At 51.2% G+C, this 19,403-nt stretch carries 16 protein-coding genes and 1 riboswitch; of the genes, 3 read left to right on the top strand and 13 right to left on the bottom strand.

Annotated features, from left to right (window positions below; all coding sequences use genetic code 11):
• The first annotated feature begins 163 nt into the window (after window positions 1-163).
• The gene (locus DWY93_RS00430; RefSeq protein ID WP_117469018.1) at window positions 164-1,240 is read left to right on the top strand and encodes a DNA repair exonuclease; all 1,077 of its coding nucleotides are present in this window, start codon (window positions 164-166) and stop codon (window positions 1,238-1,240) included.
• Window positions 1,237-3,072, top strand: a complete 1,836-nt coding sequence (locus DWY93_RS00425) for an AAA family ATPase (RefSeq protein ID WP_117469017.1) — start codon at window positions 1,237-1,239, stop codon at window positions 3,070-3,072. The genes DWY93_RS00430 and DWY93_RS00425 overlap by 4 nt, the downstream gene beginning before the upstream one ends.
• A gap of 369 nt (window positions 3,073-3,441) precedes the next feature.
• Here the strand turns inward: DWY93_RS00425 and DWY93_RS00420 are convergent, their stop codons facing one another.
• From DWY93_RS00420 to DWY93_RS00360, 13 genes are all read right to left on the bottom strand, one after another.
• A complete protein-coding gene (locus DWY93_RS00420; RefSeq protein WP_117469016.1) occupies window positions 3,442-4,980 on the bottom strand; it encodes a nitrite/sulfite reductase in 1,539 nt (512 codons plus the stop codon).
• A 137-nt stretch (window positions 4,981-5,117) separates the two neighbouring features.
• Window positions 5,118-5,612: a tRNA (uridine(34)/cytosine(34)/5-carboxymethylaminomethyluridine(34)-2'-O)-methyltransferase TrmL gene (gene trmL, locus DWY93_RS00415; RefSeq protein WP_117469015.1), complete on the bottom strand. Its 495-nt coding sequence runs from the start codon at window positions 5,610-5,612 to the stop codon at window positions 5,118-5,120.
• Window positions 5,613-5,804: 192 nt separating this feature from the next.
• Window positions 5,805-6,977 carry an aminotransferase class I/II-fold pyridoxal phosphate-dependent enzyme gene (locus tag DWY93_RS00410; RefSeq protein WP_117469014.1) on the bottom strand — a complete coding sequence of 391 codons (1,173 nt, stop codon included), beginning with the start codon at window positions 6,975-6,977 and terminating at the stop codon, window positions 5,805-5,807.
• Window positions 6,974-7,456 (bottom strand): Lrp/AsnC family transcriptional regulator, encoded by a 483-nt coding sequence (locus DWY93_RS00405; RefSeq protein ID WP_015553011.1) that lies wholly within the window; start codon window positions 7,454-7,456, stop codon window positions 6,974-6,976. Before DWY93_RS00405 ends, DWY93_RS00410 begins: the two co-directional genes overlap by 4 nt.
• 24 nt (window positions 7,457-7,480) lie before the next feature.
• Window positions 7,481-8,071 carry an AIR synthase-related protein gene (locus DWY93_RS00400; protein WP_117469013.1) on the bottom strand — a complete coding sequence of 197 codons (591 nt, stop codon included), beginning with the start codon at window positions 8,069-8,071 and terminating at the stop codon, window positions 7,481-7,483.
• A gap of 25 nt (window positions 8,072-8,096) precedes the next feature.
• Entirely contained in the window at window positions 8,097-9,623 is a 1,527-nt protein-coding gene (locus DWY93_RS00395; protein ID WP_117469012.1) for a VanW family protein, read from the bottom strand.
• A gap of 350 nt (window positions 9,624-9,973) precedes the next feature.
• Entirely contained in the window at window positions 9,974-10,717 is a 744-nt protein-coding gene (locus tag DWY93_RS00390) for a 3'-5' exonuclease (RefSeq protein WP_347465570.1), read from the bottom strand.
• 54 nt (window positions 10,718-10,771) lie between these two features.
• Window positions 10,772-12,625: a B12-binding domain-containing radical SAM protein gene (locus DWY93_RS00385; protein ID WP_117469011.1), complete on the bottom strand. Its 1,854-nt coding sequence runs from the start codon at window positions 12,623-12,625 to the stop codon at window positions 10,772-10,774.
• 11 nt (window positions 12,626-12,636) lie between these two features.
• Window positions 12,637-13,125: a dCMP deaminase family protein gene (locus DWY93_RS00380; protein WP_117469010.1), complete on the bottom strand. Its 489-nt coding sequence runs from the start codon at window positions 13,123-13,125 to the stop codon at window positions 12,637-12,639.
• Window positions 13,126-13,259: 134 nt separating this feature from the next.
• Window positions 13,260-14,330, bottom strand: a complete 1,071-nt coding sequence (locus DWY93_RS00375) for an L-threonylcarbamoyladenylate synthase (protein ID WP_117469009.1) — start codon at window positions 14,328-14,330, stop codon at window positions 13,260-13,262.
• A 332-nt stretch (window positions 14,331-14,662) separates the two neighbouring features.
• Complete coding sequence (locus DWY93_RS00370) at window positions 14,663-15,457, bottom strand: creatininase family protein (protein ID WP_117469008.1); 795 nt, start codon at window positions 15,455-15,457, stop codon at window positions 14,663-14,665.
• Between the two features lie 199 nt (window positions 15,458-15,656).
• Entirely contained in the window at window positions 15,657-16,295 is a 639-nt protein-coding gene (locus DWY93_RS00365; protein WP_117566743.1) for an ECF transporter S component, read from the bottom strand.
• A gap of 159 nt (window positions 16,296-16,454) precedes the next feature.
• A riboswitch (FMN riboswitch) is annotated at window positions 16,455-16,572 on the bottom strand.
• 59 nt (window positions 16,573-16,631) lie between these two features.
• Window positions 16,632-17,795, bottom strand: coding sequence for a polysaccharide deacetylase family protein (locus DWY93_RS00360; RefSeq protein ID WP_117469006.1), 1,164 nt, complete (start codon window positions 17,793-17,795; stop codon window positions 16,632-16,634).
• A gap of 292 nt (window positions 17,796-18,087) precedes the next feature.
• Between DWY93_RS00360 and DWY93_RS00355 the strand changes: the two genes are divergently transcribed.
• On the top strand, window positions 18,088-19,398 hold the full coding sequence (locus DWY93_RS00355; RefSeq protein ID WP_015553000.1) for a M18 family aminopeptidase: 1,311 nt from the start codon (window positions 18,088-18,090) through the stop codon (window positions 19,396-19,398).
• The last annotated feature ends 5 nt before the right edge of the window (window positions 19,399-19,403 follow it).

Raw genomic sequence — 19,403 nt, 5'->3', positions numbered from 1 at the left:
CACAGAGATCTGTTGCGCTCCTTTTCACATTTACGCGACGGCGATCCTCTGGTGACCGAACTGCCGCGGTAACCTGAGAAACACGTTTTTGCGGACTTTCACAGTCCACTATCTTGATACTGGAGCGCAGTGTATCTGCAATCCATACACTATGGAGGAATGTATGAAATTTATTCACACCGCCGATATCCACTGGGGCATGATCCCGGACAGCGATAAGCCCTGGGGCAAAAAGCGGGAACAGGCGATCCGTCTGACGTTCCAGGGGATCATCGAGGACGCCAGGGACTCCCGCGCGGACCTTCTTCTGATCTCCGGTGACTTATTCCACCGCCAGCCCTTAGCGCGGGATCTGAAAGAGGTCAACTACCTGTTCTCCACGATTCCGGGAACCCGCGTTGTCATCATCGCCGGAAATCATGACCGGATTCGGAAAAGTTCTGCACTTCTCAGCTTCACCTGGGCCCCGAACGTCACATTTCTGATGGACGAGAACCTCTCTTCCGTCTATTTCGAGGAACTGAACACGGAGGTCTACGGCTTCAGCTACCACACGGCCGAGATCACCGAGGCGAAAGCCGACAATATTTCCCTGCCGGCCTCGAGACGCACCAGAATTCTCATGCTCCACGGCGGTGACGCGAAACATGTCCCATTTGATCGGAATGCGCTGGCAGCATCCCCGTTCTCCTACATCGCCCTGGGACATATCCACAAACCGGAGATTCTTCTGGAAAACCGCATGGCCTACGCCGGTTCCCCGGAACCGCTTGACATGACGGAGACCGGACCTCACGGATATTTTATCGGCGAGATCGACACCACCAGCGGACATGTGACCTCCCTGCAGTTTAAGGAAGTCTGCCAGGCCCAGTATATCCCGCTCGTGGTCAATGTGACGCCCCAGACGACAAACACCGAGCTTTCCCAGATCATCGCCGACGAGATCCGCAAGCGCGGTGCCAACAATATCTACCGCTTCCGGATCCGCGGTATGCGAGACCCGGATATCAGCTTTGACCTGGATTTTCTCTCCGGTCAGTGGAATATTATCGAGATCCTGGACGAGTCGGAGCCACAGTATGATTTCCACGCACTGTTCGCGGAACATCCAAGCGACATGATCGGCTTTTATATCCAGGCACTCATGAAGGATGATATGAGTCCGGTGGAGAAGAAAGCCCTGTACTATGGAATTCATGCCCTGCTTATGACAAAAGATGAAAGGAGCCAGCCATGAGATTACTCGAATTACATATCGACGGTTTCGGAAAATTTCATGACCGGACCATCTCCTTCAACGACGGGATCAACATTATCTACGGAAAGAACGAAGCCGGAAAATCCACGCTTCACACCTTCATCCGCGGCATGCTCTTCGGCATCGAGCGCGGGCGCGGACGGGCGGCAAAGAATGATCTGTATACAAAGTACGAGCCCTGGGAGAACAGCGGAACCTACGAGGGATGGCTGAGACTGGAAAAGGACGGAACCATCTACCGCATCGAGCGCCGGTTCCGGAAGGAAAATAAGTCTTTAAAGATCATCAATGAGACGAAAGGACTGGAGGAAGAGGCGACACCTGCATTTGTCTCCAGCCTGCTTGACGGTCTCACCGAGACCATGTACAACAACACCATCAGTATTGGTCAGTTAAAGAGTGCCACCGAAGACGGGATGGTGACGGAATTAAAGAATTATATTGCCAACATGAACACCACCGGCAATATTTCCTTAAATATCACAAAAGCGACTGCGTTTTTGAGAAACCAGAAACGTTCCCTCGAGGCGGGTCTGATCCCAGAGGCGAGCCGGGAGTTTACCTCTCTTCTCGCGGAGATCCGGAATGTGGAGGCGGAGATCGCCGGTCCGGAGTACGAGAACCAGCTCGCCGCCTACCAGAATATGCGGACCCAGGTCAAGGGCCTGATCGACAACACCCAGACACAGAAAAAGGATCTGGACGAGAAACTGGCAAATGGGAAAAAGGTGCTGTCTGACAACGGCTTTACAGACCGGGCATCCGTGGATGCCATGTCTTCCGACGCGGAGAGGCTTTACAGCGAATATAATACTCTGAATGGGGAGTGTAACAAGAAGTCCAGGAAGGTTCTTTCCGGTCTCACAGCGGTTCTCGGAGTCGCAGGACTGGGGGCTGCAGCGACACTTGGATATTTCAACCTCACCGCCTATCTTCCGGTCTGTGGCGCGGCAGCCACGGCGGCTGTGATCTTCTTTATCATCTCCCTGTTCATCCTCCAGAAAGATAAAGAATACCACAGATTGTTCGACAATACTTCCTCTGAACTTGGCGCGCTTCTCGCGAGACATCTCGGAGATTCCGCAGTGTCTGAGGATGCCATGAACGCGTTCCGGGCGAGAATGGGCGAATTCTCAAAGCTCTGCGATATGGTTACCCAGTCTGAGGCAGAGATCAGGAAGTTCTTAGAAGATTTAAGCAATCTCCAGACGAAACAGGCCGGCTGCAGCGAGATGATCGAGAAACAGCAGCGGACCCAGTGGGAGCTTGAGAAGAAATTAGAGCATTTGAGCAACTGTAAAAATAAGGCGAAGGCATTGAAGCGGACACTGGCGGAAAACGACAGGATCCACGATGAGATCGTCGCCATTGATCTTGCCCAGGAGACTATGGCAGATCTCTCCTCCTCGATCCGTGATTCCTTCGGACTCTACCTGAATAAAGAAGCGTCCCAGTACATTACCGGAATCACCGGCGGGATCTATGACAGCATGAGCATCGACGAGAATCTGAATGTCTTCTTAAACACGAAGACAAAGCTGGTTCCCCTCGAGAACGTCAGCAGCGGAACCATGGACCAGGTCTATCTCGCCCTGCGTCTCGCCGCCGCAAAGCTTCTCCAGGGATCCGGCTCCGGCTTCCCGCTGATCTTCGATGACAGCTTTACACAGTATGATGATGAGCGCCTGAAGACGGCACTGGAATGGCTCGCCTCCGCCTATGGCGGCCAGATCATTATTTTCACATGCCATCGCCGGGAAGCACAGATGCTGCGGGCCAGACAGGTGGAGTTTCAGTTGATTGAGATGTAAAAGATATTTTTCCAGGATGCATCTGCCCTAAAATCATTTTCGAAAATACAAAACGGCCGACAGTTTTTTCGCTGTCGACCGTTTTTATGTTGTTATTCAAATATGAAGTACTTTCGTAACTGTTCAGTAGGTCTGCGCACTTGCTGCGCTGACCGTAAGAAAACATAGGCTGGAAAGCAAAAATCCCATCAGCGAAGCTGATCTGGAATGGATTTTTGCACGTAACTATGAAGGTACTGAATAGTTACGTACTTTCTTAAAAAGCCCTCTTTTACTTATATGAATTCGGGCTCTGAACGAAAGCTTTCGCTGCCTCTGCTGCTTACTTTCATTCTCGGATTTTCCCACTTTTCCACGTATGATTTCCTCTTAAGCGTACTTTTCCACAATCGCCTTAAATTCATCCTCATGCCCCACGATCCATGTCTCCCAGTTCATGTTCCGGCTGGCAACGGCTTTTCCAAGGTCCACGAAGAATTTCGGCAGATCGCGCTCTAAGATCACAGCTCCGGCCTCGCCGAACTTTGCGGCACCCAGCTTATCGCTTCCGCCTACAAACATCTTAAACGCGGACTCCGGCTTTCCGTCAACAGACTTTGCCGCTCCCTGGAAACCGATGGCTGCCGCCTGGTGTCCGGAACAGCTGGACGGGCATCCGGAAATACAGATCCTCGGAAGCGCTCCGTCCGGGATCCCGGCCTCACGGACTGCCTCCACAGCCGCTCTGAGCGCCGCCTGACTGTCTCTTACACCCTGCTGGCAGATTGCAGCACCGATACAGGCTACACTGTTCTCAAAAGTGCTCTGAGCGCCGTCGTTTGTCGCTTCAAGGACTTTCTTCGCCTCGTCAGCAGTGAGGTTGATGATGTAGATCGTCTCGTGCGGCGCGATCCGGCACTCTGCGTCCGGGATCTCTCTTACAAGAGTAAGAAGCTCCGCAGGTTTTCCTGCCGGAAGACATCCACCAATCGGGTGGTATGCCACCGCATAGAGTCCCGGCTGTTTCTGTGCGACTACACGCTTTCCGGAAATCTCGCCGCTGCCTTTCTTTGTTACCGGCTTTGCTTCCACATGAAGGTCAAGACCGCCTTTTTCTTTTACCTTTGCCACATTCTCAAGGAACGCTTCCTTTAAACCATCAGTGCCCAGAGTCTCCTGCATAAAGCGGGTACGGGCCTTCGCGCGGTTTTCATAATTTCCATGCTGGCAGAATGTCTCGATCATGGCACGGATGTAGTAAAGGATCTCCGTCGTCTGGACATGTTCATCCACAAGGATTCCCATCTTATAGCCGCCGCCGAGTCCGCCCGCGATGCGAAGTGTAAAGGTTCCATCCGGGTTTGCCATAAATCCCATATCGCGGAAGGCGCTGTGTACGGAATCATCCGCACCGTTGCTGAAGGCTACTTTTAACTTTCTCGGCATGTGGATCTCGCCAGCAATAGAGAGCAGGTACTCTGCCGCTGCCTCCGCATACGGTTTTACATCGAATGCCTCACCTTTCTGCACGCCGGAGAGAGGACTCATCATGATATTTCTCGGATTGTCTCCACCGCCGCCTCTGCTGTAAATCTCACTCGCGATGGCTTTCTCCATGAGGACCGGAACCTGCTCTGCTTTCAGGTTGTGGAGCTGCACGGTCTCACATGTAGTGAGCTTCATAAGCTCCACACCGTAATCTTTCACTGCCTCGGTAAGAAACTCCAGACGTTTTTCCGTCAGGTTCCCGCCTGCCATTCTGAGACGCAGCATGTGCTTTGACGGATCATGCTGTGCATAGCTTCCGAATCCACCGGAGATTCCCTTGTATGCCTTACGGTCGATCTCTCCCTTATCGAACTTCTCGATCGTTCCAACAAATTCATGGATCTGTTCACGGAACTGTTCTTCCCATTTTTCGTTCATCATAGTTGTTTTCTCGCTTTCCCCTTTTTATAAAACGCTTATCTCTTCCACAGTTGTCTCAAAAACATGCCGGAAATCCACGGCGGAACAGCTTCGTATCTTGTATACAATAAGCGCTCTATCATTTTTTAATTTTTCAATTATTCTTTCCAGTGTAAATGATGCAGATGTCCTTCCATCGTCATCTTCTCAAATCCGTTCTGCCGTAACGCCTCATAGAGCACGATCGCAACTGAATTCGAGAGATTCAGTGACCGGATATCGCCCCACATCGGGATCCGGATGCAGTTTTCACGGTTTTCAATCAGGATCTCCTCCGGAATCCCACGGCTCTCCGGCCCGAACATGATGTAGACATCCGGGTCATAAGGAACGTCCGTGTATACATGCTCGCCCTTCGTGGTCGCCATATAGATCTTCGCCCCCGGATTTCTCTTTAAAAAATCCTGATAATCGCTGTACACTGTTACGTCCAGCTTATCCCAGTAATCCAGCCCTGCCCGGACTAAATGCTTCTCGCTGAGCTTAAATCCCAGCGGCTCGATCAGGTGCAGCTTCGTGTTCGTCGCCACACAGGTGCGCCCGATATTTCCTGTATTGGCCGGCATTTCCGGCTCGTATAATACGATATTCATTGTTGATCTTCTCCTGTCATGTCTGCCGCTTTCCGCTTTCCACGATCACTCAGAACTAATGTCAGCAATCCGGATTTTCTCACGAAATATAAGGTGCAGACATATAAAACCCCGGCCCGACCACCTTCATGATCAAGCCGGGGAACTGTATTTTACATGACCGTCCGCTCAGCGCACAATCACAGCATCCATTTATTTCGCATCATTCAGATGTCTCTTCACGAACCGCTCCATTCTCTCGAGGGCACGTTTCAGATCATTTAAGGAGTATGCATAGGAAATTCTTAAATATCCCTCGCCGCAGTCACCGAATGCGGTACCCGGAACAACGGCAACCTTCTCCTCCTCCAGCAGCTTTAACGCAAACTCATCAGAGGTCATTCCAAACTTCTTGATGCTCGGGAACACATAGAATGCGCCCTGCGGTTCATAACAGTCAAAGCCCATATCACGGAGTGCCTTCACGAGATAACGTCTTCTCTGGTCGTATGCGCTCCGCATCTCAGCTACATCTTTGTCTCCGTTTTTTAATGCCTCGACCGCAGCATACTGGCTTGTCGTCGGTGCACACATGATCGCAAACTGGTGGATCTTTAACATCTGCTTCAGGATCAGCTCCGGCGCACACGCATATCCAAGACGCCATCCGGTCATCGCGTAGGATTTTGAAAAGCCGTTGATCAGAACGGTGCGCTCCTTCATTCCCGGGAATGCGGCGATCGTACAGTGCTGTCCCTTATAAGTAAGCTCTGAATAGATCTCGTCGGAGATAACAAACAGGTCTTTTTCGATACAGATCTTCGCGATCTCCGCCAGATCCTCCGGCTCCATGATGGATCCGGTTGGGTTATTGGGGAACGGAAGGATCAGAACCTTCGTTTTCGGTGTGATCTTCTCGAGTAGTTTTTCCTTTGTAAGACGGAATTTATCTTTTTCTTCGAGCTGGATCGTAACCGGCACACCGTCAGCCAGAACCGTACACGGAGTGTAGGAAACATAGCTCGGCTGAGGGATCAGAACCTCATCCCCCGGATTTAACATGGCACGGAGAGCAATATCGATGGCTTCACTGCCGCCGACCGTGACCATAACTTCCTTATTATAATCATACTCTACATCAAAACGTCTCTTTAAATAATTACAGATCTCGATCTTTAATTCCTTTAAACCTGCATTTGAGGTATAAAAAGTCCGTCCCTTTTCCAGAGAGTAGATTCCCTCGTCACGGATGTGCCACGGAGTATCAAAATCCGGCTCACCGACACCAAGGGAGATCGCGTCCTTCATCTCGCTCACAATGTCGAAAAATTTACGGATTCCGGATGGCTGGATCGATACGATTTTATCTGATAATGGGTTTCTCACGGTGTAATCATCATCCTTTCATCTTCTGCCTTACCGCACATAACTGTTCCATGATCTTTATACTTCTTGAGGACAAAGTGTGTCGCTGTGCTGAGGACCGAATCCATCGGTGACAGCTTCTCCGATACGAACTGCGCGACCTCTCTCATCGTTTTGCCCTCAATGATCACGGTAAAATCAAAGGCGCCGGACATCAGATATACAGAAGTCACCTCACTGTACTGGTAGATGCGCTCCGCGATCTTATCAAAGCCCATTCCTCTCTGCGGGGTTACCTTCACCTCGATCAGAGCGATCACTTTCTCATCACCTGTGTTATCCCAGTTGATCATCGTGTGATAACCGCAGATAATGTTCTCCTTTTCCATCTCCGCGATCTCATTCGCGACGGCTGCTTCACTCTCACCCAGAAGGGCGGCCAGATCCTTTAAATCAATTCGGCTGTTCTTTTCAATGATCGCCAAAATTTTTTCACGCATAATTGTTCCTCCTCATTGCATCTATCATTCTTTTCCAGAAGCTGCATCCGTAAGCTTCCGGATCTCATCTGGTGCCGGTCGTTCCAGAAATCCGGTCGTTCCGATCCCGACCATTTTTCTGGCGATCCCTTTTTCGACTTTACCGATCACTGCAGACAGGATTCCGGCTTCACTCAGGAGCTTCACGGCATCCCCGCCGTTTTCCACTGCCATCAGGAGACATTCCCCCGATGAAAGTCTGTACGGATTCAGGTCAAAAAGTTCACAGATCTCGATCGTCTCCTGAGCCACCGGGATCTTCCTCAGTTCAAAGGAAATCCCCTGCTCGTAAGCTCCCGATATGGCCCAAAGGGCGGCCAGTATGCCGCCCTCCGAAATCTCTTCCCATTCTCCTGCACCGCAGGCGTCCAGCATCTCCGGAGTCAGCTCTGATTTTTTATCTGCCTGCTCCCGGATCCGTTTGACAAACCACTCCGGGAATCGGGCTGATATCTCTTTTTCTTTTGCCGACAGAGCCGCCTTCACACCGTTTTTTCCGACAGTTCCTGCAACTACCAGATCCTGTCCCGGCTTAAAGATCCCAGCTCCGTTGGGTTCGCGCTCAATTTTTCTCATGATTCCGGTCTCTTTTCTATGCGGCCTAAGCCGCGTTCTCTCCCACCTGGGCACTCATTCCCGGGCCGTAGTTCTCACCCGGCTGCGGTCCGGCTGTCTCCGGGGCCGCGGTTTCAGGCGCCTGTGTCTCCGGCGCTGCTGTCTCTGCCGGGGCCGCAGCTTCCGTTTCCGCAGGTGCTGCCGGGGCCACAGGTGTTGTCTCTGCCGGAGCCGCGACTCCTGTACCTACGCGGTAAACAGTCTTTGACGCGTTGTATGTGTCAGAATTCAATAAAGTGCGTTCCTGTAACTGTCCATCTACATAGACGCACTTATATAATTTCGATTTTAATCCCGTATGTCCGGATTCCACCTTCACGCGCTGGCCTGCCGGGAGACTCGGGTCCTGGATCTCCTGGGTAGGGGACGGTGTCGTGGAAAGCGTCTCAGACTCAAATGCCAGAGTCCTGTTCGACGGTCTCGTCTCTTTTCCGTAGATCGTAAAGGTCAGGGTCTTTCCCTTGGTATAGCCCTCGACGTAGATCGGAGTATCATATGGGTTCTTTACCTTAAGGTCTTTATAAGTTCCGGCGATCGCCGCGTCCATGGACGGCTTTACATAGCTGACGGACATGGAATGGTTCTGCCTCTGGACGATCTCAAGCTCCGCGTATAAGGACGCGTTGTAGAGTGTCGTTGAGATCTGGCAGACACCGCCTCCAATGCTGTCAACGGACTTGCCATTTTCGTAAGCAGTTGCCGTCTTGTATCCATTTTCCAGTGTAAACGGGTGCATGCACTCATATCCGGAGAGCACTTCGCCCGGCATCAGCACATGTCCGTTGATCTTTCCTGCACCCACCGCAAGGTTTGTGGAACGGGACGCACCGCTTGTCGCAAAGCTGGTGGAGAATGTTCCGAGAACATCCTTGATCGTCGCGAGATCTTCCTCTGTCACCTTCGGCTTTTTAACGGTCACAGACGCCTCCACCCGGATCGCATCCGTATTTTCGCTGTTTAACGCCTCGTTGAGAGCCGCTTTTGTCGCATCCATATCGACAGCCAGACCTTCTTTTGAAGGAGTGATCTCAAATTTTCCGGCTTTTCTTGTGATCGTCGCGTCAACGGCACCCGCCACCGCGGAACCGCATTTCTCGGATACAAAGGAAGATACCTTATCCTGGTCCACGGAGAGATCCAGCTCGATCTTCACCGGATTTACCTCCAGGTCTTTCTTTTTCATATACCGCTTTACAAGGTTTCCCTTGAGCTCCGTCCCCTGAATGGCCTCAGCTACCTCATCCTGGTTATCCCAGGCGACGCCAAGGGTCTGCGCGTCGGACTTCGCCTCCGTGCCGTTTACCACAAGCGTGATATCCTGATTTAATTTTTCATTTACATAACTCTCAATCTGCTTTTCGGCTTCCTCTTCCGTAAGTCCGGAAAGACTGACGGCTCCAACAGAGACCCCGTCCGGGATCCGTTCATCTGCCAGTGTGAAAACCGGGGCAAGCCAAACAAGTCCGGCGCTTAAAATCGCCGTCATGCCTGCGATCCACACATTTTTCTTCATTCTTTTCTCCTCACTGATATCTTCCTGATGCCTGATAGATTTTGGGGCTTCAGCCCGTCACGATTAAAAAATAGAAAGAAGGGAGCCGAGGACCATCGGCACTACCATTGCGAGTACAACTAATACGATTACGATGGTAGAGAAAATCTTTCTTGTCTTTTTATTATTCATGTTAAACACAACATTCACCTCTTCTTGCTTTCCATTCCGGTTACAGCCCATGCCCTGAGCAAACTGCATCAGATTTTACCGATGCTCCGCATTCCAGATCAAAAAGTCCTGGCTGCCATATGCTGTAACTCATTCCGAACTATATTCACTAATATTCATTTTCTCAGGGTTCCGGAAAACTATCCCTGTTTTTTTGCATTTTCCGGGATTCTTCCATACTGGAAAATAATCTTGTCGATCATCCGGGATATCTCATTTCCGGACATGTGATCGATCTCGACAGTTATGTCTATTCTATGATATTTTAGTAAATCCTGCAAGTGTTCTTTTTGCCTTTTCGACGCCGTCCGTTCCTTTTTTGCCTTATATTGGAGCATTTTGGCAGTGAAGAGTTCCGGACGTTCTTTGCCAAACCTTTTTTTCAGTTCCTGGTATAGATTGTGGGCGGCATAGGCATCGGAAAGTGCCCGGTGTGCCGTATCCTGGGTAACCTCAAAGTACGCGCAGGCGGCACTCAGATTCTTCTTTTCCTCCCCCGGCATCAGATACCGGCAGAGTTTCAGTGTATCGACCCCGTATTTCTCGAATTTCCGTTTCTGGTTCACTGCGGCCTGTACGAGGAAGCCGTAGTCAAAAATGATCTGGTGGCCGAGAAGCGGGAGGTCTTCGGTGAAGGCCAGGACCTCATCCAGGATCTCCTCGATTCCCAGTGCATCCTTCACCATATCATCAGTGATCCCCGTCAGCTCCACGATCCGCTTCGGGATCTCCCGGTGCGGATTTACCATAGTGTGGTAAGTGTCCGTCGTCTCACCGTCGATCACCTTCACCATGCCGATCTCCGTGATCTTTTCGTGACGGGCACCGATGCCCGTCGTCTCAAGATCCAGGGCGACATAAGAATTTATCATTTCATCTGCCATGTCTGTTCTCCATCTTTACTTTCACTGCATCATCACATATCTGCACAATTTTCTTCATATCCGTGCTGGTTTTGCTGGCACCATCCGGCTTCCCTTCCGGTCATACCGGAAGCGGACTGCTCTGGCGTTTCCTGACAACGGATCCCGATTTTTATAATCAAACAATACAAACGTTCCATCTTCCATATGTTCCAGATGAGCCATTTTCGCCATCTGCTTCGAATCAAATCCCGCATAGTCCGTAAGCCACTGAGGACTCTCTTCCTCCGCCATGAAGAATTCCCGCACTTCTTTCTTGTATGGGGACTGGTCACTGGCAAAGGACGGGAGGCTCTTGATATTTTCGCGGACATAGAGGTCGTACATCAGGCTGTCGCGGAAGTCAGCTAGTGTCAGTTTTACTGCTGTTTCTGCAGCTATCACGCCGGTTTTCTGCTCCATTCCTGCCGGGTCTTCTGCCGCAGGCGTGCTCTGTTCCACTTTAACCTCTTTTTCCTCTAAAAATCTATAAAGGATCTCATACCTTGCCAGCCTGCTGTGACTGATCCCTGTCAGTCCGTTCTTCTCATAATATTCCGCCAGACTCGTAAAAATTTCCGACGGACGCGCAAATTTCTTTTCCAGCAGCTTCATGGTTGCTGGGAACTGTCCGCTGTTGTAGTAGACCTCCACCATGTCCTCCACGCCCTTCAGCCGGATCACATTGCTGTAGGGCAGCCACTTCGTGGAAAGGACTTCGTATGGCGGAATTCCCCGGTATTTCAGATCATATGCCGCGACCTGCTCTTCCATGTAAGAGCCCTTCAATACTTTTAAGAATCCCATCTGAAGCTGGTCGGGACGCATCCGGTAGACATCGTCGAAGGAGCGCATGAAAGACTCATAATTCTCATAGGGAAGTCCCGCGATCAGATCCAGGTGCTGATGGGTGTTCCGGTAATCGTAGACCCGGTCCACCGCCTGTTTTAGTTTCACAAGGTCCATGTGTCTGTGGATTTCCTTGATCGTATCCGGGTTTGTGGACTGGACACCGATCTCAAGCTGAATCAGCCCCGGGCGCATCTTTCCGATAAGTTCCAGTTCCTCCTCATCGAAGATATCCGCGGAGACCTCGAAATGGAAGTTTGTGATCCCATTGTCATGTTCCACGAGATAACGCCAGATTCCTAACGTGTGATCCCGCTTACAGTTGAAGGTTCTGTCCACAAACTTGACCTGTAGAACCTTGTGGTCCAGGAAAAACTGCAGTTCCGGGAGTACCAGGTCCAGACTCCGGAAACGCACGGTTTTATCAATGGAAGACAGGCAGTAGCTGCAGGAGAACGGGCAGCCGCGGCTGCTCTCGTAGTAGACGATCCTGTTCTCGAATCCAGCCATATCGTCATAGTAGAACGGGATCTCATCCAGGCTCAGAAGGCGCTGGGGACCACGTTCCACGACCCCGCCGCTCTCAGCGCGGTAGGTAATTCCCGGAATGTGATCTAAGTCTAAGCTTGCTGCACACAGTTCTTCCCTTTTCAGATACGCCCGCACAAGCTCCGTAAACGTCAGCTCGCCTTCCCCGCGCATCACGCCGCAGACATCCGGCTCCCTGGTCAGCACTTTTTTCGCGTCATAGGACACTTCCGGTCCGCCGAGCCAGATCTCCACCTCCGGCAATACTTTCTTCACGTCACGGACGATCTCCATGATGTAGGAAATATTCCATATATAACAGGAAAAGCCGATAAAATCCGGCTTTCTCCTGTAGATATCCTGTAAAATTAAGTCCATCTGGTGATTGATGGTGTATTCTCCGATCTCGATATCCGCCCCCGGGATCTTCGTCCTAGCAAAGGCGCGCAGACTGTAGACACCCGGATTCGAGTGGATATATTTGGCGTTGATCGCCGCCAGCAAAAATTTCATTCGTTCCTCCGTTATACCCGGTACTCGATCTTACGGCCTGTCGGGTTGTACTGGTAATAGCGCACACCCGCCGCATTCAGCATTCTCTTGGATGCCCGTGTGGACGCGTCGTTCGCGTACTTATCGCTCTCGTAGACGATGGTCTGGATGCCCGCCTGGATGATCGCCTTCGCGCACTCGTTGCACGGGAACAGTGTTACATAGAGCTTGCTGCCTTCCAGGCTGCCGCCGCGGTAGTTTAAGATCGCGTTCAACTCACTGTGTGTCACATAGAAATATTTTCTATTATACGGATCCTCGTCTATCTTATCCCACGGGAACTCGTCGTCGGAACAGCCCTTCGGGAATCCGTTATAGCCCATGGACAGGATCTTGTTGTCCTCGCTCACGATGCACGCGCCGACCTGTGTGTTCGGATCCTTGGAGCGCATGGCAGAAAGCTTTGCAACTCCCATGAAATACTCGTCCCAGGTAATGTATCCGTTTCTCTTTTCTGACATAGATCGTCCTCCATTTCATATATGTAACTGCCCAACGCTCTCACAGTTACGGGTAAAATCCATTTCTCATTTTAATTGATCGTACTTTTGCCTTTACTGCAGCCACCGCAGCAAGCGCAGGCCTTCCTGCAATTTTATATGTTCACAATATGATATCCGGCTGCCTTGCACAGGCGGTTCATGATCGCCTGGCCGAGCTGGTCTTTGGAAAAGCTCTCGGAGAAAATGCAGTCAACCTTTCTGGCATCGAAATCACGCAGAACTGCAAACAAGTTGTGGGCCACCGTCTCCTCGTGTTCCCGGCTTCCGATCACCTCGAGGTTTCCGCCCTGGTACATGTCCTGACTCTCCTCGGTGCAGATGATGCCGACTTTCTTTCCCTCTGCTTCCGCTTTCTTTGTCTGCTCATTGATGTAGGCAACGACCTTGTCCATGTCGCCTTCCACCAGTGTCATGTCCGCCTTCGGGGCATAATGGCGGTACTTCATTCCCGGCGCCTTCGGCTTGATATCGCCGCTGACCGGTCCTAAGATCACTGGATCGATATCCACCTGGCCCAACGTCTCACGCAGCATCTCAATGGTGATCGCGCCCGGGCGGAGAAGTGTCGGGATCTCGCCGGATACATCCACGATAGTGGATTCCACGCCGATTCCCACAGCGCCGCCGTCGATGATCATCTCGATCTTTCCGTCCATGTCCTCGATGACATGTTCCGCCTTTGTCGGGCTCGGTCTTCCGGAAGTGTTGGCACTCGGTGCCGCGATCGGAACACCTGCGAGATGGATCAGGCAATTTGCCACCGGATCCACCGGCATACGGACCGCAACGGTATCAAGACCGCCGGTGGTTCCGTAAGGTACGATGTCCTTTTTCGGGAAGATCATGGTCAGCGGACCCGGCCAGTACTTTTCAGCCAGTTTCCGGCCCGCCTCCGGGATCTCCTTCACGATCGCCGGAAGTTCTTCCATACAGGAAATATGGGCGATCAGCGGGTTGTCGGACGGACGTCCTTTTGCCGCGTAGATCTTCTTTGCCGCTTCCTCATTCAACGCGTTGGCACCAAGGCCGTAAACGGTCTCCGTCGGGAACGCCACGAGACCGCCGTTTCTCAAGATCTCAGCCGCCTCTAAAAGCCCCGGATTCTTTTCCAGCGTCTCTCTTGTCTTCTCTTCCTCTTTGATACGAACTACTTTTGTATTCATGTTCTGCACTCTCGATTCTATTACTCAAATGTCCAGGAAAACCTGTGTTTCTTCTATACAGTTTCCCATTTTTACGCTCATGCGGCGGTATTGCTGTGGCCTGCCGCGTAATGATAAAGGTGCTGCATAAAACCGCAGCACCTTACTTTGTTCAATTGCGTATTCAGTTTAGCACATGAAAGTTATGGTTGCAACAGATTTCCGGCGGATTTACAGGCTTTTCCGGCATCGTTTCCATTCGTTTCAATTTTTCTGTTCTTCTTAATATTGCTGTAATAATGATCTGTCCACCGGTTTCTCAGCACTTTTTCACTATTTTCTGAAACAGTGCCTTAGTCTTTCCACTTTCTGATCTCTTTCAGCCCTGAAAGGATCGACTCCACAAAGCTGTCGTAGATCTGGTTGCCCTTCTCCGCCGTCGCCCCGCTTGGATCGCCGCCGATTCCGATGGGCTTTCCGTCCTCGGTCTCCCACTCTTCTGAAACCCAGCCAAGAGTGATCGGGCCATATACGGTGAATGTCTTGTTTCCCATGAACTTTCTCGGGATTCCCGCCTCGGAGGTCTCCAGCTTTACTGTCTCCGGGCGCTCCGCGAGAACCATGGATGTCTCCATCTCACCGCCGTGGAAATCCCAGATATTTCCAGGTGTCACAGTGTCTTTTACCGCCTGGTTTCCGAAGAATGCGCCACAGTTGATGATAAATACGGCGATTCCGAGTTCACTTCTTACCTCCCTGCTTAAGACCTGGATGATCGGGGAGTTTCCGCCGTGGCAGTTCAAGATTGCGATCTTCCTGAATCCGTGATGCGCCAGGCCTTTGCAGATGTCGTAGAGAACATGATAAAAGGTATCCGGCTTTAAGGTGACAGAACCGCAGAAGTTCACATGTTCCGTGCTGAGTCCCACCGGGATCAGCGGAAAGATCAGCATCGGATAGTCCGGGATCTCCCGGTCTAAGGCCTCTTTGATCCGTCTCGCCGTTCCCTCCGCGATGATCTCGTCTGTACCCAGCGGACACTGGTTTCCGTGCTGTTCCAACGCTCCCACCGGGATCATGACCACCGTCTCGTCCTTGTCGACCTGTTCCATTTCCAGTCTTGTCAGTTCATTATAATATCTTACCATTTTATTTTCTCCGTTTCTTAAGTCATTGCCGCTTCACTATCTCATTTCGGTCGTTATCCGTCAAGTACTGCCGCCACCTGCCAGCACTCACTTTTGTGCCTGCGCAGGCTTTTGCTCACTTCTCGCATAAATTGTAAGTCCCCCGAGGCAGACACGGCTTTCGCCGTCTCTATCCCGGGGGAATTTCCCATTTCAGGTGTTATGCCGCCGTATTTTCAGTTTTCTTTTCTCTGTGAACCCCTGCATGGATGATCACGCTGACATGCTTATATACAAGTGCTGTTACGATCGCATTCAGTCCGCATTTTACAAGGTTGAACGGAACGATCATGAAGATCGCGAATGTATACAGGTTTGTAACTGCCGGGTTGATCTTTGTTCCCATTGCGATGATGTTCTCGATTCCGCCGAAAGCAACTTTTGCGTAGAACGGAAGTGTGATCGCGCAGTTTACGAATACAGCGCCGACGATAGCACAGATGACACCGGCAGCGAGAGCGACCATAGCGGTCTTTTTCGTTTTATGTCTGCGGTAGATCAGGGCAGCCGGTACGGAGAACATGCAGCTTCCAATGATGTTTCCGAGCTCGCCGACATAGTAAGTGCTTGTTCCGTTTAAAAGCAGCTTTAAGAGGTTCTTAACGATCGCGATCAGAGCTGCCTGGGCCGGTCCCATGGCAAAGCCGCCGATCAGTACCGGGAGCTCCGCGAAGTCCAGCTTGTAAAACGGCGGGGCAAACGGAACCGCCACCTGGATCGTCTCCAATACGGCTGCGAGCGCGCTGAACATGGCGATCAGCACGAGATTTCTGACGCTTAATACTTTGTTCTGGTTCATAATGTTCCTCCTTGTACTTGTTGTTCTTCTGTTACAAGGAATTGCTGTGCAGGATTGCCGGCTCACACGGACTCGTGGGGATGATTCCCTGTCCATGTAAATAAAAAGACCCCGGACCATTGAAAAAGTCCGGGGCTTGAATGAACTACTCCTGTCATACAATTTCTTCTCTCATCCAGACTATACTGTCGGTTTTGGAATCTCACCAAATCAGCTGCTTTCGCAGGTCGCGGACTATACCGCCGGTGGGGAATCGCACCCCGCCCCGAAGAACGATATTTATTTGTTCGTTAACAGAATATCACATTTTGCTTCATACTGCAATATTTTTTATTCTTAGCGGAAATGTCCATAAGACTGTCCTGCCGCCATACCACCGCGGAGCTCTGCCATCTCGCTGACTGTCACGAGCTGGTAACCTCTTCTCGTGAGTTCAGGAATCAGCGTCTCTGCCGCAATGACGCTCTGCTCATAGAGGTCATGCATCAGGATGATATCTCCATCCTGCACCTGTCTGAGAACTGTGTCGATGGTGTGCTGCGCGTTTCTCGTCTTCCAGTCCAGTGTATCCACGGACCAGACGATAGACGGCATTCCAGCCTTTGCGAGGACCGCCTTACTGGCATCATTGATCTTTCCTCCCGGCGGGCGGACAGCTTTCGGCGCGTTTCCGCCTGCTGCCACAATGGCATCGCGTGTCTGATTTAAGCTCTGTAATATCTCTCCCTCAGACATTCCTGTCAGATATGTATGTGCCCAGGTATGGCTGTCTGTCTCGCATCCGAGATCCGCCATGCGCTTTACGGTAGACGCATAGGACGCAACTCGGTTGCCCACCATGAAGAATGTGGCTCTTCCGCCGTTCGCTTCCAGGGAATCCAGGATCCGGGGCGTATACTTCGACGGACCGTCATCAAAGGTCAGGGCAACCATCGGTCTTGTCGGGTCAACGCTCTTTCCATTCGGGCCTTCCGGTACCTCCGCACCTTTTCCCGTCACCGTTACCCAGAGACCATCCACACGGAGTCCCTGTCCTTCGGTTCCCGCAGTCTCCCCGTTCTTCACCGGAGTTGTCCAGGAGCCATTCTGATATACAGAGTAATAAACATCATAATTCTCCGCAAGCTGTCCGGTAAATGCCATGCGGACCGCTTCTAACGGCATATCTGTCTCGGTGCTTCCATTCGGAGTCATATTTTCCTGCCAGGAAAGCCATCCGCTTCCGCTTAAGTTCACCTGGTAAGAAAGCGTGCCGCTCATTCCCTCAGGTTGTCCCTGAAGGCTGGCGCGGATCGCCGTCACATAGCTTCCGGTTCCAGCACGCGCTGTTTTGCTGTCACCATGATACCCACTCCAACCGGTTCCATGCTCATAAATTCCGTAAACTGCGCCCATATCCGCCGCATATGCCGGATCACCGGTGATTCCCACCGATGCAGCGCAGATCAATACAGCCGCCAGCACCGTGCGGACTGCCTGTCTGATCTTCTTCCAATCCATAAGTTCCCCTCTTTTCCCAGTGATCTTCTCACCATATTGATCGTATTTGTAACTGTTCCATACCTTCGCAGCTACTCGTGACCATATTTTAACATGAAACCGCGAATAAAGGTACCTTTTCGGGACCTTTTTCACAAACTTCAGAAAAACGTCAGAATTATAACGAAAGCTACCAGAATTTCATTTTAACACTTGCGCACATCATAGCGCAAGCTTGCCTGATCTTCATTTTTTTTATATAATAAAGTAGTATGACTTACAGGGGTTATTTATCGAAAGGAGTAACAAAAACATGATTCAAAATCTGAATGAGGAATTATTTTCTTTTATCAAAAAGAGCCCGACCGGTTTCCATGCTGTTCATGAACTGGCAAACTACCTGACCGAGGCAGGCTTCGAGCGCCTCGCTGAGGGCAATACCTGGAATCTTGCTGAGGGCGGAAAGTATTTCGTAACCCGCAACCAGTCCGCGATCATCGCATTCAAGGTATCCCGCAAGGATTATTCCGGCTTCCATATCGCGGCAAGCCACAGCGACTCCCCGACCTTAAAGATCAAAGAGTCTTCTGAGATGAACATCGAGAACCAGTATGTAAAATTAAATGTTGAGAAGTACGGCGGAATGCTCTGCGCACCGTGGTTCGACAGACCTCTCTCCGTTGCAGGACGCATTATCGTAAAAGACGGCAACCGTCTCACAACAAAACTGATCAACGTTGACCGTGATCTTCTCATGATCCCGAACCTCGCAATCCATATGAACCGTGAAGTAAACGACGGTTACAAGTACAACATCCAGAAAGATATGCTTCCATTATACCGCATGAGCAATTCCGGAAAGGCATTCAAAGAGATGATCGCTGAGGAGGCAGGCGTCTCCGTTGACCAGATCAAAGGAATGGACCTCTTCCTTTACAACCGTATGGAAGGTACTGTATGGGGCTGCGACGGCGAGTTTATCTCTGCTCCGCGTCTTGATGATCTCCAGTGCGCATTCACATCCACAATGGCTCTCTTAAACAGTGAAAGCGACCGCTGCATCCCGGTCGTTGCCGTATTTGACAACGAGGAAGTAGGAAGCGGCACAAAACAGGGCGCCGGCTCCACATTCCTTTACGACATTCTCCGCCGCATCAACCGCAGCCTTGGAAGAACAGAGGAAGAGTACCTCACGTCCCTCGCTTCCAGCTTCATGGTATCCGCGGATAACGGACATGCCGTACATCCGAACTACGCAGACAAGACAGATCCGACAAACCGCACCTACTTAAACGGCGGTCTCGTGATCAAGCACAGCGCAAACCAGAAGTACACAACAGACGCTGTTTCCGCAGCTGTTATGCGCTGCCTCTGCGAGCGCGCAGGTGTTCCGTACCAGGAGTTCTTAAACCGTTCCGATATCCTCGGCGGCTCCACTCTCGGAAATATCTCCAACGCTCAGGTTTCCTTAAACACGGTAGACGTCGGACTTCCGCAGTTAGCTATGCACTCTCCGTATGAGACTGCAGGCTCCAAGGATATGGCCTACCTGGAAAAGGCATTTGAAGAGTTCTTCAAATCCGCGATCCGTGCTGAGGGCGACGGTACACTCGTACTTGAGTAATTCTG

The organism is Clostridium sp. AF28-12 (assembly GCF_003435225.1).
Classification (GTDB): domain Bacteria; phylum Bacillota; class Clostridia; order Lachnospirales; family Lachnospiraceae; genus Pilosibacter; species Pilosibacter fragilis.
Note: the sequence above shows the minus strand (reverse complement) of the source record. Positions and strands in the feature narration are given on the sequence as shown.

Bases quoted from the DNA above. Each gene is read 5' to 3' on its own strand.
- DWY93_RS00390 (WP_347465570.1), bottom strand. From the start codon at position 10,717: ATGGCAGATGAAATGATAAATTCTTATGTCGCCCTGGATCTTGAGACG.
- DWY93_RS00395 (WP_117469012.1), bottom strand. From the start codon at position 9,623: ATGAAGAAAAATGTGTGGATCGCAGGCATGACGGCGATTTTAAGCGCC.
- DWY93_RS00425 (WP_117469017.1), top strand. From the start codon at position 1,237: ATGAGATTACTCGAATTACATATCGACGGTTTCGGAAAATTTCATGAC.
- DWY93_RS00430 (WP_117469018.1), top strand. From the start codon at position 164: ATGAAATTTATTCACACCGCCGATATCCACTGGGGCATGATCCCGGAC.
- trmL (WP_117469015.1), bottom strand. From the start codon at position 5,612: ATGAATATCGTATTATACGAGCCGGAAATGCCGGCCAATACAGGAAAT.
- DWY93_RS00400 (WP_117469013.1), bottom strand. From the start codon at position 8,071: ATGAGAAAAATTGAGCGCGAACCCAACGGAGCTGGGATCTTTAAGCCG.
- DWY93_RS00380 (WP_117469010.1), bottom strand. From the start codon at position 13,125: ATGTCAGAAAAGAGAAACGGATACATTACCTGGGACGAGTATTTCATG.
- DWY93_RS00405 (WP_015553011.1), bottom strand. From the start codon at position 7,456: ATGCGTGAAAAAATTTTGGCGATCATTGAAAAGAACAGCCGAATTGAT.
- DWY93_RS00420 (WP_117469016.1), bottom strand. From the start codon at position 4,980: ATGATGAACGAAAAATGGGAAGAACAGTTCCGTGAACAGATCCATGAA.
- DWY93_RS00370 (WP_117469008.1), bottom strand. From the start codon at position 15,457: ATGGTAAGATATTATAATGAACTGACAAGACTGGAAATGGAACAGGTC.
- DWY93_RS00360 (WP_117469006.1), bottom strand. From the start codon at position 17,795: ATGGATTGGAAGAAGATCAGACAGGCAGTCCGCACGGTGCTGGCGGCT.
- DWY93_RS00355 (WP_015553000.1), top strand. From the start codon at position 18,088: ATGATTCAAAATCTGAATGAGGAATTATTTTCTTTTATCAAAAAGAGC.
- DWY93_RS00385 (WP_117469011.1), bottom strand. From the start codon at position 12,625: ATGAAATTTTTGCTGGCGGCGATCAACGCCAAATATATCCACTCGAAT.
- DWY93_RS00375 (WP_117469009.1), bottom strand. From the start codon at position 14,330: ATGAATACAAAAGTAGTTCGTATCAAAGAGGAAGAGAAGACAAGAGAG.
- DWY93_RS00365 (WP_117566743.1), bottom strand. From the start codon at position 16,295: ATGAACCAGAACAAAGTATTAAGCGTCAGAAATCTCGTGCTGATCGCC.